This window comes from Lentzea nigeriaca, assembly GCF_016907955.1.
Lineage (GTDB): Bacteria > Actinomycetota > Actinomycetes > Mycobacteriales > Pseudonocardiaceae > Lentzea > Lentzea nigeriaca.
The window spans coordinates 46931-61796 of the sequence record NZ_JAFBCX010000021.1 but is presented as its reverse complement, the minus strand read 5'-3'; the positions used below and the strand labels follow the sequence as shown (position 1 = coordinate 61796).

Sequence of the window (14866 nt, the reverse complement as noted above, 5' to 3'; positions counted from 1 at the left end):
TGGGGCCCGTGCGGGCCGTAACACCCCGGCTTCGAGTGCGCGACGGTCACGTCCCGCTCGACCACGACCACCCGCGCGGCCCGACCGCGTCCGTCGCGCAAACCCGCCACCGACAAGGCACGGCGCCTCGGGTCGGGGCCGCGGCGTGCCGTCACCTTCGTGCCGGTTCTGGTGGTGGGCAACCACTTCGACGGCTCCACGAACTTGCGCGGTGCGCAAGCCGTGGCCCGGCAGCTGCCGAACACGCACCTGCTCGGCGCAGCCAATGCGTGATCGACCACCTCCACGCCTACCTGCTCGACGGCACGTTGCCCACAGCCGGCACGGTGTTCCCGGCGAACCCGAACCCATTTCCCGACCGCGCGTATCAGTTGGGCGATCACGACTTTCGTCGGTCGACGGGTGCCGCGACGAGCCGGTAGGAATGGCCCCTCTGCGGACAAGAGGGGAGCTTGCCGATGCGTATCACCGTGCTCGCCGCGGCCGCCGCGCTCGTGCTCACCGGCACGCCCGTCGCGCTGGCCGACGCCGGGGTGCCGCGGATCGACTGGAAGGCGTGCGGACCGGAACACCCCGGTTTCGAGTGCGCCTCGGTGAAGGTGCCGCTGGACTACGACAACCCGCGCGGCGCGACCACGTCCGTCGCGCTGGCCCGCAAACCCGCGACCGACCAGGCGCACCGGATCGGGTCGCTGTTCCTCAACCCCGGCGGACCTGGCGGCTCCGGCGTGGACTTCGCGCTGCGGAGGGGCGAGACGATCTCCGCCAACCTGCAGGGCCGGTTCGACGTCGTCGGCTTCGACCCGCGCGGCATCAGCCGTTCCGATCCCCTGCACTGCTTCGCCAGCGAGGAGGACCTCGCCAAGTTCTTCGACGGCGTGCCGGGTTTCCCGTACCAGGAGGCGCAGGAGCGGCCGTACTTCGACAGGTACCGCTCGCTCGGCCCGGAGTGCCGCGACGACCAGACGATCGCGCGGCACATGAGCACCGCGGACGTGGCGCGGGACATGGACCTGCTGCGCCGCGCCGTCGGTGACCGCAAGATCTCGTACATGGGCTTCTCGTACGGCTCGTTCCTCGGCGCGACCTACGCGAACCTGTTCCCGAACAACATCCGCGCGCTGGTGGTCGACGGCGTGCTGAACCCGGAGCTGTGGTCGAGCGGTCGTCAGGTCGAGTCGGACCGGATCGCGACGAAGGAGGAGTTCCGCGAGTTCCTCCGCACCTGCGACGAGGCGAAGTGCGTCTTCGGCCCGAACTCCGAGAAGCGCTGGAACGCGCTGCTGACCTCGGTGCGCGCCAAGCCGATCCAACTGGGCGACCAGGTGTACACCTACGACGCGGTGATCAACGCCGCGATCGGCGCGATGTACAACCCGCGCGACTGGCCCGCGACCGCCGGGCTGTTCGACCAGCTGTCCGACGCGTCGTCGTCGCTTTCCGTTGCGGCGGAACCGGACTACGACAACAGCTTCGACGCCTACAACGGCAACGTGTGCGCGGACATCGAGTTCCCGCGCGCCTTCGAGGCCTACCGGGCGACGGCCCGTTACGCCGCAGCGGGTTCGGAGTTCGGCCCCGCCTGGTGGTGGGGCAACGCGGCGTGCGCGAACTGGCCCGTCAACCACGACCGCTTCACCGGCCCGTGGCGCACCCGCACCAACGCGCCGGTTCTGGTGGTGGGCAACCACTTCGACGGTGTCACGGACTTCCGCGGCGCCCAGGCCGTGAACCGGCAGATCGCGGGCAGCCGCCTGCTGGCCTACGCCGGGTGGGGCCACACGGCGTACGGGCTGAGCAAGTGTGCGTCCGACTACACCAACGCGTACCTGCTCAACGGCACGCTGCCGCCGGTCGGAACCGTGTGCCCGGCCAACCCGAACCCGTTCCTGCCCACGGCGGAGGCGGCGGCCGAACCGCTGTACCAGCCGGTCCGCCGGTAGCGCACGTCAGCGGCGAAGTTCCTGAGCCAACTCCACCGCCGCCCGTGCGGGGTCGTGGTCGAACCGGCTGCCGAACGCGTCGTGCACCCGCCACCCCGCGTGGGTGAGCGCACGCCAGCGAGCGAGATGCGCCCGTGGCCCTTCGGGGTGCGGGCGCGTCTCCACCGCCACCGCGTCGTCCTTCTCCCCCACAACGAGATCCACCCGCCACTGCCCCACCGGATATCCCGTCCGCACGGTCAGTCCGGCGGTCGTCAGCTCGCGCGCGAGGGCGGCCGTCCACTCGTCCGTCGGTGAGACACCGGCGGTCTCGGTCGGCGGCACGTCCGCGTGCCTCAGGTACTCCCCGATCAACCCAGGCGGCGCGGCGGCCGACGTGATCACATGGACCTTCCGCCGGGCGCGCGTGGTCAGCACCGCGAGCAGGTTGCGGTCGTTCACGAACCGCCACCCGCCCGGTTTCCCGTCGGCCGCGAGGCTGATCACCACCTCGTCGAACTCGCTGCCCTGCACGCCGTGCACGGTGCCGACGCGGACGCCACCGCTCGTGATCTCGTCCAGCGTCAGCTCGCCCAGCAGTGCCGCCTCCAACGCGTCGGCCTGCGCGCGAAACGGGCTCACGACGCCGATCGACCGGACGCCCGCGGCAACCCGTTTGCGGACGTGTGCCAGCACAGCGTCGACCTCGGCCTGGTTGACGCCCTTCGCGGTGCGCTCACCCGTGACGAGCTCGGTGTCGATGCAGTCGACGTCCGCGATCGCCGGGTGCGTGGTGAGCAACGCGATCTTGCCGTCGTAGAACTTCGTCGCGGCGAAGCCGATCAGGTGCGGTGCGCAGCGGTGGTGCTCGTCGAGCCAGTGCACGCCCGCGGTCGCGGCGGCCGCGTCGAAGAGACTCATCTTCGGTACGTCGAGCCGGTCGCGCAGGTCCTGCGTGCCCTCCGCGTCGACCGCGGCCTGCACCGCCTGGTCGCTGACGAACGACACGTGCCGCAGCTGCCGGGGATCGCCGCCGATCACCGCGGATCGCCCGCGCAGCAACGCCGGTGCCGCCAGCGGCTGGTCGACGTGGCTCGCCTCGTCGATGATCACCAGGTCGAACATGCCAGGCACCGGCGGCAGGATGTCCTCCACATCGGACAGCGTCCCGACCCACAACGGCAGCGCCTCGACGAGATCCGCGCTGTCGATCTCGGCCAGCCCCCTGCGCCGCGCCGCCCGGCCGGACCGCAGCGCCTTCGCGAGCGCCGCCACGGCCCTGCGCTCCGGTGATCCGCGCCGACTGACCGCGAACTCCTTGAGCCAGGCGGCGGTGGCCGCGCGGCTCGTCGCGTCCTCGGCCACCAGCAACGGCCGCAGCTCGCGGAACGTCGACCCGCCGCTCGCACCGATCCGCACCGCGGCCGCGGTCTGCTCCGCCGCGGCGATCGCGGCGCCGAGATCCTCCACCGACCCCGCACCCGCGCCGGCCAGCCTGCGCGCCTTCCGCACCGCCCAGCCCGTCCGCAGTCCACTGAGGAATCCGGTGCGGGGTCGCAGAAGTCCTTGCAGCCGCGCGAAATCGACACCGGCCTGGAACGCCTCGGGGGCGAGCGACCGGTACGTGGGCATCAACGCCTGATGCAGCCGGGCCTCGGCGGCCAGCCGCTCGTCGTCGAGCGTCGACGCGACCGCGCGCTCGATCCGCCCGACCGCCGCGGCCGCGGTGCGCCGGGCCCGGTCGAGCTCGTCGAGATGCTCCGGGTAACTCCTGGCCGACAGCCCGTCACTCAGCTCGCGCGCCATCTCCTGCCGCAGCTCGGAGTCGCCGAACAACGCGGGCACCGGCCCACCCGCGCGCCGCAGTGCCGCACCGAGCACGTCGGCGGCGTTGCGCGTGCGACTGGCGAGCAACACCGACCTGCCAGCCGCCACGGCGTCCAGCGCCAGCGCGGCGAGGGTGTGCGTCTTGCCCGCACCCGGCGGCCCGCCGACCACGGTGATCCGCTCGCGGCGGGCGTTCTCGACCGCGCGCTCCTGGCTGTGGCTGAGCGGCAGCACCGAACTGATCGGGACGTCCCGGCCGTCCACGCGCTCGCCCCACCCGTAGAGCGCGGCCAGCGCGGTGTCCTCGAGCCCCGTCGCGGTCGACCACTCGAAGAGCGCCGAGCCCTGCTCGGTGGTCACGACGGGCTCGCCGGCGTGCAGCCCGGCTCCCATCGCGACGACCAGCTCCCGGCCGTGGATCAACGAGTTGGGGTCGGCCCGCACGATCGGCACGTCCTCGAACCCGGCCAGCCGCAACGTCTCGGTGATCCACCGCTCGGTCGGCGCGAGCGCCGCCTCCCGTTCCGCGGTCCGCGCCCAGTCGTCGATCAACGGGAACACGGCGACGTCACCGGCCACGTGGAACGCGTAGGTGGACCCCAGCCCGTGGTGCAACCGCATCGGCCGGGAGATCAACGGCAGGCACACGCGCCGGCGCTGACCCCCGATCTCCGCCGGCCCGGTCAGGAACGCCCAGCCCAGCCGCAACAGCCGGTCCTCCTGGTGCAGCGCGTCGAACGCGGCGAGGTGCTGCACCTGTTCGCGGGCCGGCTTCGGCACGGTCCAGGTGATCGGCGTCCACTCCTGCCCGTTCTGCGTCGCCGTGATCGCCCGCCACGCCGGCTCGTGATCACCCAGCCACAGCAGGCCCGCTGCCTTGCTGAGGTCGAGCTGGACCTTCTGCGGCTGCTCCGCGGCGCTGAGCCGGGCCAGGGTGCGCAGGACGGCGGGCACGTTCACAGCGCCCATGGTGCCATCCGAACCCGGTCACTCCACCGCACACTCGGACACGTTGAACGTCAACGCAGTGGGCGGCGGGTACGGCCAGAAGGCGCTGCCGTCGGACCCGGTCACTCCACCGAACACTGCGTCCCGTTGAGCGCGAACGCCGTCGGCGCCGAATGCGACCCGTAAGCGTTGCCGTTGTACCCGATCTCCACCGAAGCACCAGGCGCGATCTGCGGGTTGTACTCGGCGTTCACCGCGTTGACCGTCGCACCGGACTGCCGCGCGGTGGCGTTCCACATCTCCCTGACCGACTCGCCGCGCGTGAAGTTCCAGCGCAGCGTCCAGCCATTCGTCGCTTCGGTGCCGGTGTTGCGTACGGTCACATAGGCCTGGAACCCGCCCTGCCACTGACCGGTGACCTTGTAGGAGACCGCGCAGCCCGCACGGGCCGGCGGCGGTGTCGTGGTCGTCGGCGCCGGAGCCGGCGGTGGCGGCGGAGGAGGCGGCAACGTCGTCGTGGGTGCGGGCGCGAGGCTGGACGTGGCGGACCCGTTGCAGGGCGGGCCCCAAAGGCCTCGTTTCGCCGCGGACGCCTCGGCCTGGGCGTTGATCAGCGGTCCGCCGTCGACGCCCTCCGGACGCATCGCGCCCTGCGTCACGGCGAGCACCGCGTAGTCGGTGCCGTCCTCGAGTTCCATGTTCACCTCGCCGGGCCCAAGGCCGGTGAAGCGGACGGACCTGGCCAGCAGCGTTGTGCGCGCGAACATCAGCGACGCCTCCGCCCAGCAGGGCGCGGGCGGCGCGAGCAGTGAGACGCGGACGCGGGAACCGTCGGCGAGTTCGACGGTACGGCCGTCGATCACGTCCCGCACGACGGTGAGCACGTTCTGCGGCGGCACCACTTCGTTGATGAGCGTGGGAGGTTTCAGAGGGCTCGTGGAGGACGGTGGCGGCGCGGCTGGTTCAGCCGTGCATGCTCCGGTGAGCATCACCAAGATCACCAGCAACTGCCTGCGCGCCACCGTCGTCACTCCCGAGCTATCTGACCGAAGAAGCTGTCCACCGCTGGTTCGCACCGGAAGTGGCGTGGTACAGGCCGATCCGGGCTCCGTCCTCACGCGACTCCCCGACGACGTCGAGCAGCGATCCCGTCGCGGCGTTGACGAACGTCCAGCTGCCGTCGCCAGTGGACGACAACATCCACCTGGCAGCCGGACTGTCGGTGGAGATCAGCGTCGCGTTACCGTCCACAGCGGCGATCCGCTGGCCGGTGGCGGCGTTGACGACGGAGAACTGGACGTCGTTGCCGTAACCGCCCGAACGCCGCTCCAGCTTCCACACCTGGTCACGCGCGGCCGCGTCGGTCGTGCGCTGGACCAGCGAGGTGCCGGAAGGGGCGAGCGACTTGCCACTCTGCGCGCCGGTCAGCCGGTACTCGCCGGACAGCGCGTCGGAGCGGTTGATGCCGCTGACACCGGAGATGTCGAACGTGACCACCGAACGCGCGGGAACCGTGAGCGTCGCCTTCTTGTCCTTCACGCGCACCGCGGCGCCCTTCACCAGCGCGCCGAACATGTCCGTCACGATCGGACGCACGGAGGCGTTCGGCCGCACCGAGCCGAAGCCGGACAGGTCGAGCGTCACCGACTGCGGCTGCTCGGACTGGTTGAGGTGCACCACGGTCTTCAGCTCGGTGTTGCGCACCGCCGCCACGTCCGCCTTGGTGTTGACCTTGACCAGCCGGTCGCCCGGCTTCACGTAGTGGGTGAAGTTGCGCAGGGTGTGGAACTTGCTGTTGACGCGGGCCGGGCACGTCGCGAGCGTGTCCTGCGGGCCGCAGTTGAACGGGATCTGGACGACGCCCCAGTTCATGCCGTTCGGAGTCTCGCCGCCCGGCTTCATGTTGTCGTAGTCCTCGATCGCCTGCCACAGCAGCCACGCGCGCGGTTCGAGCTCGCGCAGGTCGTCGATCACGCGTGCCGCGATGCCCAGGCCGGAGTCCATGGCGGTGAAGTTCTGGCTGTTGCCCCACGAACCGTCGACCTCGCTCATCCACAACGGCTTGTCGGCCGCCTTGGCGATGTCACGCGCGGACGTGCGGCGGTCCTGGCCGTAGGTGTGAACGTTCAACTGGCCGAGCTGCTGGCGCACGGAGGCCGGGTAGCCGGCCCAGTCGTCGGCGAAGATGCCGGGGTTGGTCTCGTCCGGAGCGGACACGACGGCCCTCGACCGCTTGGCGCGCAACGCGTCCGCGACGGCGGGCACGACCTTCGCCTGCAGCGCCGGGCTCATGTGCGCGCCCTCCTGGCGGCCACCCGTCGGGTTGCCGTCCGGGCCGAGCTTGGTGCTCCAGTACGGGGTGTTGGGCTCGTTGAACGGGTCCACAGTGTCGAACTTGATGCCGTGCGCGCGTTCCAGCTCGGCGGTGGCCTGCGTCAGGTACGCGGCGAAGTCCTTGACGCGGTCCTCGCGCAGCTGGTCGGCCGACGCGTCGAAGCCGCCCGACACGTACCCGCTGACCGTCTGGAACCACGGAGGCGAGTTGCTGAACGCCTCCCACCTGGTGACCTTCGACTTGATCCGGTCGACCCACCAGCGCTGCCGCGGGTCCGCGGACGCGTCGAAGAACCGGGGATCGCCTGGCTTCCACCAGTCGGTGTCGGTGCGCTTCGTGCCCTCCGGAGCCTTCCACCAGCCGGGCACCGCCGCACCCGCGCGGAGATACTGCGGCACGTCAGGAGCGTTGCCGCCGCCGATGTTGTAGCGGGCGATGTTGAGGTTCAGCCCGTCCTCGCCGAACAGGAGCTCCGCGAGCTGGTTGCGGATCTCGTCGGGGTAACCCCCGGTGGCGTTCGCGAACCACACCAGGCTCGTGCCCCAGCCCTGGAACGGTTCGTGTTGGTAAGTCGGATCAGGCCGCACCGTCACCGATTCCACCGCGGCGGCAGCGGGCATGCCGCCGGACACCACTGTGGACAGTGTGAGCGCCGAAGCGGCGAGAATGGCAGGGATTCTTGTCATCGGTTCTCCGTCGAACTGGCGATGTTCGCGCTAACATCTACCAGTACGACCTGATGCTGCGTCAAGGGTCCATCACCCTGCGTTAAGGTCCTGTCGAACGGTGGCGCGTCCGTTCGACAGGACCCCTGGGAACGCTCACCCCCGAGGAGAGGCGGGCCCTGGACGCTCACACCCCGAGGAGGGTCACTTGAGCGAACAGGTGGCGAATCGTTCCAGCCCTTCCGGCTTCGCGGCGACCCGGCCGATGGCCGTTTCGATCCGGTTCAGCGCCGCGACGCGCTTGTCCTTCAACGGCCCGAGGATGGCGTTCTGCACGAAGTTCGGCCCGCCCTGACCGGCCGACGTGCGCAGCCGCTCGTTCGCCTCGGCCTGCTGCTTGCTGAGGTTCTGCAGCTCACGGTCCACTTCCGCCTTGGCCTGCGCCGGAACGTTCTGCACCACGGGCAGCGGGCACTCGATCGTCTTCCCCGACGCCGACGAACCGTTGCCGGCGTTGTTCCCCGCGTTGTTGCCGCCGTTGTTGCCCGCGTTGTTGCCGCCGTTGTTGGCCGGCGCAGGGGCCACCGCGGGCGCCTGGCCGAGCCCACAGGTCGCGAACCTCTCCAGCCCTTCGGGCTTCGCGGCGACCCGTCCGATAGCGGTCTCGATCCGGTTCAGCGCCGCGACCCGTTTGTCCTTGAGCGGTCCGAGAATCGCGTTCTGCACGAAATTCGGCCCACCTTGGCCCGCGGAGGTGCGCAAGCGGTTGTTCGCCTCCGCGATCTGCTTGTCCAGATTGGCCAGTTCGCGTTGCACCTCGGCCTGCGCCTGGGCGGGTACCGCCGGAACGACCGGCTTCGGACAGGCGATCGACTGACCAGCACTGTTACCGCCCTCCCCCGCGGCGAACGCGGCGATCGCGGTCCCGGCGGTCAGCGTGGCGGCAACGGCGATTCCGGCAATGAGCACGCGCTTGCGTCGCTCTGGTTTTGCATGTGCTCTCGACATTTCGAACCCTCACGAATCAGTGGACGAGATCTGCCGGCACAGCGGGATACGGACCGGGGCGATCAACGGTTCAACTACTTGTGAGCGTTCACAGCAAGTGCAATGCTGGCGACCTCTTCCGCAGTCCGCACCTGCGCAGAATCCGGGGACCGCCATGCCACTGGGGCACGAAGCCGTGCACGAACAACTTCGCCTGAGAGTCCAGGGCGTGAACCTCAAGATCGCCGCGGTGCGCCGCGGCGGCAACGACGAGCCGATCGTGTTCCTGCACGGGTTCGGCACGAGCAAGGAGGACTACACCGACATCACGCTGCGGCACGACTTCTCCAGCCGTGCCTTCCTCGCCTACGACGCACCGGGCTGCGGCGCCACGCGGTGCGACGATCTCGCCGCTGTCGACGTGCCGTTCCTCGTGGACACGGCGCAGGCGGTGCTCGACCGGGCGGGCATCGGGCGGTATCACCTGGTGGGGCACGCGATGGGCGGTCTCACGGCACTTCTGCTGGCACACCGCCAGCCGGGTCGCGTGCTCAGCTTCGTCAACATCAAGGGCACGCTCGCCCCCGAGGACTGCGTGCTGAGCAGGCAGGTGCTGAGTCAGGACCCTGGCGACTTCCTCGTCCAGTTCGCCGAGCACGCACGCCGCTCACCGCAGTACGCGAGTGGTCTGTATGCGGCAAGCCTCACGCACAAAGTCCACCGCGGCATCGTGCACGGTGTCTTCCGCTCGATGGTCGAACTGGCCGACCACGGCGATCTGCTCCCGAAGTTCCTCTCGCTGCCGTGCCCGAAGATGTACCTGTACGGCGAGGAATGCGCTTCCCTGTCATACCTGCCCAGCCTCGACGCGAACGGGGTGGAGCTCGCCGAGATCCCGCACAGCGGGCACTTCCCGATGTACTCCAACCCCGTCGCGATGTGGAAGCGGATCGCCGCGTTCTACGCGCGCGACCTGTGTCAGCGCATTCCCGCTGCCAGACGGTGGTAGGCAGCGTTCCAGCGCAACCGGTCACCGAACTGGGCCGGCGTGGTCGACGAGTCGATCAGCACCAGTTCGGTGGCCGCCATCGTGGCGAAGTCGTGCAGCGTCTCCGCTCCGACGGCCTGGGTCAGCACGGTGTGGTGCGGACCGCCCGCGGTGAGCCAGCACTCGGCGGACGTGGAGAGCGACGGCGCCGGCTTCCACACCGCCCGCGCGACGGGCAGGTTCGGCAGCGGCTCGTCCGGTCCGACGACCTCGATCTCGTTGGCCACCAACCGGAAGCGGTCGCCGAGGTCCGCGAGACCGATCACCACGCCCTGGCCGGGTGCCGCGTCGAACACCAGCCGCACCGGGTCCTCCCGGTCGCCGATGCCGAGCTGGTGGATCTCGCAGGACGGCACCTCGTCCGCGATCGTCGGGCACACCTCCAGCATGTGCGCGCCCAGCACCTTCGGCTCACCCGGTCCGAAGTGGTAGGTGTAGTCCTCCATGAAGGACGTGCCGCGGCCGGTCCCCGCGCCCATCGCCTTCACCGCGGCGAGCAACGCCGAGGTTTTCCAGTCGCCCTCACCGCCGAAGCCGTAGCCGTCGGCCATGAGCCGCTGCACCGCGAGGCCCGGCAGCTGCCGGAGGCCGCCCAGGTCCTGGAAGTTCGTGGTGAACGCACCGAAACCGCCGTCGTCCAAAAAGGACCGCAGGCCGATCTCGATGCGGGCGGCGTAACGCAGCGACGCGTGCCGGTCTCCCCCGCGCGCCAGCTCGGGAGCGAGCCGGTACGCCTCGGCGTAGTCGGCCACGAGCAGGTCGATGTCCGCGTCGGACACCGCGTCCACCACCTCGACGAGGTCGTTGACCCCGTAGGTGTTCACCGAGACGCCGAACCGCAGCTCCGCCTCGACCTTGTCGCCCTCGGTCACCGCGACGTCGCGCATGTTGTCGCCGAACCGCGCCAGCCGCAACGACCGCATGTGCGCGAACCCGGCCGCGGCCCGCGCCCAGCCGTCGATGCGCTCGGCCAGCTGCGGGTCGCTGGCGTGCCCGGCGACGGTCTTGCGCGCCACACCGATGCGGGTCTGGACGTACGCGAACTCCCGGTCGCCGTGGGCGGCCTGGTTGAGGTTCATGAAGTCCATGTCGATGGTCGACCACGGCAACGCCTCGTTGAGCTGCGTGTGCAGGTGCAGCAACGGCTTGCGCAGCAGGTCGAGCCCGGTGATCCACATCTTGGCCGGCGAGAACGTGTGCATCCACGCGATCACGCCGACGCACGACGGGTCGTTGTTCGCCGTCTGCATGATCGCGCGGATCGCGGCCGCGTCGGTCAGCACCGGCTTCCACACGATCTCGGCGCTGATCCGCCCGGACTCGGCGAGCATCTGCTGGATCTGCTGCGACTGCGCGGCCACCTGGTCGAGCGTCTCAGGACCGTAGAGGTGCTGGCTGCCGGTGAGGAACCAGACCTGCGGCTTGCCCGCGAACGACATGTGCTCTCCTCGTGGGCTCACTGCCCGTAGACGTTCTGGTAGCGCTCGTAAAGCCGGTCGACGTCCTGCTGGTCGATGGCGGAGGCCTTGCCGAGCTGGAGTGCGAAGTGGACGGTGCGCGCGACGTCCTCCAGCATCACCGCGGACTTCACCGCGGCACGAGCGGACGGGCCGATCGTGAACGGGCCGTGGTTGCGCATCAGCACGGCGCTGGACCGGCTGGTGCGCAACGTTTCCACGATGCCGCGGCCGATCGAGTCGTCGCCGATCAACGCGAACGGGCCGACGGGGATCTCCCCGCCGAACTCGTCCGCGATCATCGTCAGCACGCACGGGATGGGCTCGCCGCGCGCCGCCCACGCTGTGGCGTAAGGCGAATGCGTGTGCACGACCCCGTTCACCTCGGGCATGTGCCGGTACACGTACGCATGCGCCGCGGTGTCCGACGACGGGGCGAACTCGCCTTCCACGAGGTTGCCGTGCAGGTCGGTCACGACCATCGCCTCGGGACCGAGCTCGTCGTAGGACACACCGGACGGCTTGATGACCATGAGGTCGTGGCCTGGCACTCGCGCGGAGACGTTGCCCGCCGTCCAGATCACCAGCTCGTACTTGGTCAGCTCGCGGTGCAGGTCGGCGACAGTGCGCCGAAGCTCTGCCGTGGCGGACATCAGCTCTTCCCCTCCAAGGCGTCACGGCGGTACTTGCGCAGGCGACGCATGACGTCGTTGCCGCCCCTGCCGAAGTAGTCGTGCAGTTCCTGGTAGTCGACGAACAACCGCTCGTAGGCCTCGACGTTCTCCGGGATCGGCGTGAAGACGTCGCGGCGCACCGACCCCATGGCGGCAGCGGCGGCGCGAATGTCGTCGTACGCGCCCGCGGCGACGGCCGCGTGCATCGCGGAGCCGAGCGCCGGTCCCTGCGCGGAACCGATCACCGACAGCGGCAGGTCGAGCACGTCGGCGTAGATCTGCATCAGCAGTTCGTTCTTGATCAGGCCGCCCGCGATCACGAGCTCGGTCACCGGCACGCCGGCGTCGGTGAACGTGTCCACGATGACCCTGGTGCCGAACGCGGTGGCCTCCAGCAGCGCGCGGTAGACGTCCTCCGCGCGGGTCGCCAGCGTCTGCCCGATGACCACACCGGACAGTTCGTGATCGACCAGCACGGACCTGTTGCCGCTGTGCCAGTCCAGTGCGATCAGGCCGTGCTCGCCGACGGCCTGCCCGGAGGCGAGCTCGGTGAGCAGCTCGTGCACGGTGATACCGCGTTCCCGCGCCTGCTCGTGGTAGGCGGGCGGCACCTGGTTCTTCACGAACCAGCCGAAGATGTCGCCGACACCGCTCTGCCCTGCCTCGTAACCCCAGAGGCCGGGGATGATGCCGCCGTCGACCACACCGCACATGCCAGGAACTTCGCGCAGCACCTCGCCGCTCATCACGTGGCACGTGGAGGTGCCCATGATCGCGACCATCTGGCCGGGCTCGACCGCCTGCGCGGCGGGCGCGGTGACGTGGGCGTCGACGTTGCCGACCGAGACCGCGATGCCTTCCGGCAGCCCGGTCCACGCGGCGGCCTGGGCGGTCAGCGACCCGGCGCGGTCGCCGAGCGCGGACAGCGGGTGGTCGAGCTTGTCGGCCACGAACGTCGCGAACGCCGGGTTGAGCTCGGCGAGGAACTCCTCGCTCGGGTACGCACCGTCCTGGAGGATGCCCTTGTAGCCGGCGGTGCAGGCGTTGCGGGTGTACTGGCCGGTGAGCTGCCAGACGATCCAGTCGGCGGCCTCGACCCAGTGCTCCATCGCCGCGTAGACCTCGGGCGCCTCCTCGAGCACCTGCAGGCCCTTGGCGAACTCCCACTCCGAGGAGATGAGGCCGCCGTAGCGGGGCAGCCACGACTCCTTGCGGTCGCGGGCGAGCTCGTTGATGCGGTCGGCCTGCGGCTGGGCCGCGTGGTGGCGCCACAGCTTGATGTAGGCGTGCGGGTTCTCGGCGAACTCCGGCAGCTCGCACAGCGGCGTCCCGTCGGCCGTCACCGGAACCATCGTGCAGGCGGTGAAGTCCGTGCCGATGCCGATGACCAGCTCCGGCGCCACACCCGCGTTCTCGACGGCCTGTGGCACGGCGGTCCGGAGCACGTCGACGTAGTCGGACGGCACCTGCAGCGCCCACTCCGGCGGCAGGGCCCGGCCCGTCACCGGCAGAACGCTGTCCACCACGCCGTGGCGGTAGTCGTGCACGGCGGTGCCGAGCTCGGCGCCGTCACGGACGCGCACAACCACCGCGCGACCGGAAAGCGTGCCGAAGTCGACGCCCACCACACAGGCGTCGGGATGGATCGTCTTGTCAGTCACGACCTGAGTGTTATCGCTAACATTCGGCGCGTCAAGATGCGATCGGGGAGACGTGAAAGCCTTGATAGAACCGGTATGTGCAGAAGAGTGAACGCACGACAAAGGACCCCTGCCGGTGAGGCACCGGCAGAGGTCCTTCAGCCTCCTGACTGCGCTGTCAGAGAAACGATCGAACAACCCGTCGAACGCGGTGAACGGACTGGTCCAGTGGTGTGGCGCGGAACGTTGCCGAGGAACCCGCGGTCAGACGGGTGCATCGCGGTGCCCTGCTGAGCGCGATTTACCTCGCCAACGTTCCGAGTCGCACCACTGTCTAGGCGGGCGGTGCGACGCTCTCGCGCTGCACGAGCACCGGCGCTATCGTCCGCCGCGACTGCGCCGACTCGCCCTCGCTGACCTGTTCCAGCAGGAGGCCGAGCGTCTCCCGCGCGACCGCCGCGAAGTCGGGGCGGACCGTCGTGAGCGGCGGGATGAAGTACGCCGCCTCCGGCACGTCGTCGAACCCGACGACGCTCACGTCGTGCGGGACCCGCCTGCCGCGTTCGTGCATCGCCCGCAGCACGCCCAGCGCGAGGTGGTCGTTCGACGCGAACACCGCGGTGACCTCGGGCATCCGCGCCAGCATCTGCCCCGCCTTGTAGCCGGAGGCGGCACTCCAGTCCGCCGCCATGACGGGAGGCACCTCCGCGTTGTGCATCTCCAGCGCCCGGCGCCAGCCGTGCACGCGACCGGCCGCGTCGAACCAGTCGGTCGGACCGGAGACGTGCCACACCGTCTCGTGGCCCGCCTGTAGCAGAAGCGTGGTGGCGTCGTACGCGCCGACGCCCTGGTCCACAGTGACCAGTGGCGTCGACCGGTCCGGGTCGCCGTCCACCGTCACGAGCGGCAGTTCCGCCGGCACGTCCGCGAGCGCGTCGGCCGCGGACGAGTTCGGCGCGATGACCACGATGCCCGCCACGCGCTGGTCGCGGTGGCGTTCGACAGCGGCGGCTATCGACTCGCGGTCGAGCACCTTCACCCTGCCGACGCTGACCGCGAACCCGGCCTCGCCCGCCGCCTCCTCGAAGGCGGACAGCAGCGAGGCCGGGCCGTACAGCGTCGAGTTCTGCGCCACCACGCCGATCAGCTGCGTCTTGCCCGTGACCAGCGCACGAGCCGCCCGGTTGGGCCGGTAGCCCAGCTCCTTGATGGCGGCGCGGACCCGCAGGCGGGTCTGTTCGCGAACGTTCGGGTGATCGTTGAGGACGCGCGAGACCGTCTGGTGCGACACCCCGGCGAGGCGGGCGACGTCGGTCATCGCGGGGTCACGCGTGGTCTTCTGGTCCACGAACAATCTCCGATC

At 70.1% G+C, this 14866-nt stretch carries 12 protein-coding genes; 4 read left to right on the top strand and 8 right to left on the bottom strand.

Features of this window, described 5'->3' with window-relative positions; translation table 11 throughout:
* Positions 1–159: 159 nt before the first annotated feature.
* From JOD27_RS39735 to JOD27_RS39725, 3 genes are read left to right on the top strand one after another with little or no spacing between them, the layout of a single operon-like run.
* Positions 160–273, top strand: coding sequence for an alpha/beta hydrolase (locus JOD27_RS39735; RefSeq protein ID WP_204767530.1), 114 nt, complete (start codon positions 160–162; stop codon positions 271–273).
* Positions 270–422, top strand: coding sequence for a hypothetical protein (locus JOD27_RS39730; RefSeq protein ID WP_204767529.1), 153 nt, complete (start codon positions 270–272; stop codon positions 420–422). The genes JOD27_RS39735 and JOD27_RS39730 overlap by 4 nt, the downstream gene beginning before the upstream one ends.
* Positions 423–458: 36 nt before the next feature.
* A complete protein-coding gene (locus tag JOD27_RS39725) occupies positions 459–1943 on the top strand; it encodes an alpha/beta hydrolase (protein ID WP_204767528.1) in 1485 nt (494 codons plus the stop codon).
* A gap of 6 nt (positions 1944–1949) precedes the next feature.
* On the opposite strand, the gene JOD27_RS39720 is transcribed toward JOD27_RS39725, so the two are convergent.
* The 4 genes from JOD27_RS39720 to JOD27_RS39705 all read right to left on the bottom strand — a co-directional run bounded on the left by JOD27_RS39720 (position 1950) and on the right by JOD27_RS39705 (position 8666).
* A complete protein-coding gene (locus tag JOD27_RS39720; RefSeq protein WP_204767527.1) occupies positions 1950–4709 on the bottom strand; it encodes an AAA domain-containing protein in 2760 nt (919 codons plus the stop codon).
* A 110-nt stretch (positions 4710–4819) separates the two neighbouring features.
* Positions 4820–5719: a cellulose binding domain-containing protein gene (locus tag JOD27_RS47010; protein ID WP_204767526.1), complete on the bottom strand. Its 900-nt coding sequence runs from the start codon at positions 5717–5719 to the stop codon at positions 4820–4822.
* A gap of 16 nt (positions 5720–5735) precedes the next feature.
* Complete coding sequence (locus JOD27_RS39710) at positions 5736–7718, bottom strand: RICIN domain-containing protein (RefSeq protein ID WP_239571128.1); 1983 nt, start codon at positions 7716–7718, stop codon at positions 5736–5738.
* A 183-nt stretch (positions 7719–7901) separates the two neighbouring features.
* Positions 7902–8666 (bottom strand): hypothetical protein, encoded by a 765-nt coding sequence (locus JOD27_RS39705; protein WP_204767525.1) that lies wholly within the window; start codon positions 8664–8666, stop codon positions 7902–7904.
* A gap of 247 nt (positions 8667–8913) precedes the next feature.
* Between JOD27_RS39705 and JOD27_RS39700 the strand changes: the two genes are divergently transcribed.
* On the top strand, positions 8914–9693 hold the full coding sequence (locus JOD27_RS39700) for an alpha/beta fold hydrolase (protein ID WP_204767524.1): 780 nt from the start codon (positions 8914–8916) through the stop codon (positions 9691–9693).
* Here JOD27_RS39700 and araA read toward each other — a convergent pair.
* The 4 genes from araA to JOD27_RS39680 form a co-directional block, all read right to left on the bottom strand.
* Complete coding sequence (gene araA / locus JOD27_RS39695) at positions 9663–11171, bottom strand: L-arabinose isomerase (RefSeq protein ID WP_204767523.1); 1509 nt, start codon at positions 11169–11171, stop codon at positions 9663–9665. The genes JOD27_RS39700 and araA overlap by 31 nt on opposite strands.
* A gap of 17 nt (positions 11172–11188) precedes the next feature.
* Positions 11189–11842 carry an L-ribulose-5-phosphate 4-epimerase gene (locus JOD27_RS39690; protein ID WP_204767522.1) on the bottom strand — a complete coding sequence of 218 codons (654 nt, stop codon included), beginning with the start codon at positions 11840–11842 and terminating at the stop codon, positions 11189–11191.
* Positions 11842–13524, bottom strand: a complete 1683-nt coding sequence (araB, locus tag JOD27_RS39685) for a ribulokinase (protein WP_307830596.1) — start codon at positions 13522–13524, stop codon at positions 11842–11844. Before araB ends, JOD27_RS39690 begins: the two co-directional genes overlap by 1 nt.
* A gap of 313 nt (positions 13525–13837) precedes the next feature.
* On the bottom strand, positions 13838–14851 hold the full coding sequence (locus tag JOD27_RS39680) for a LacI family DNA-binding transcriptional regulator (protein ID WP_307830603.1): 1014 nt from the start codon (positions 14849–14851) through the stop codon (positions 13838–13840).
* Positions 14852–14866: the final 15 nt, after the last annotated feature.

Coding starts and splice junctions, on each gene's coding strand:
- JOD27_RS39725 (WP_204767528.1), top strand. CDS start 459: ATGCGTATCACCGTGCTCGCCGCGGCCGCCGCGCTCGTGCTCACCGGC.
- JOD27_RS39710 (WP_239571128.1), bottom strand. CDS start 7,718: ATGACAAGAATCCCTGCCATTCTCGCCGCTTCGGCGCTCACACTGTCC.
- araA (WP_204767523.1), bottom strand. CDS start 11,171: ATGTCGTTCGCGGGCAAGCCGCAGGTCTGGTTCCTCACCGGCAGCCAG.
- JOD27_RS39690 (WP_204767522.1), bottom strand. CDS start 11,842: ATGTCCGCCACGGCAGAGCTTCGGCGCACTGTCGCCGACCTGCACCGC.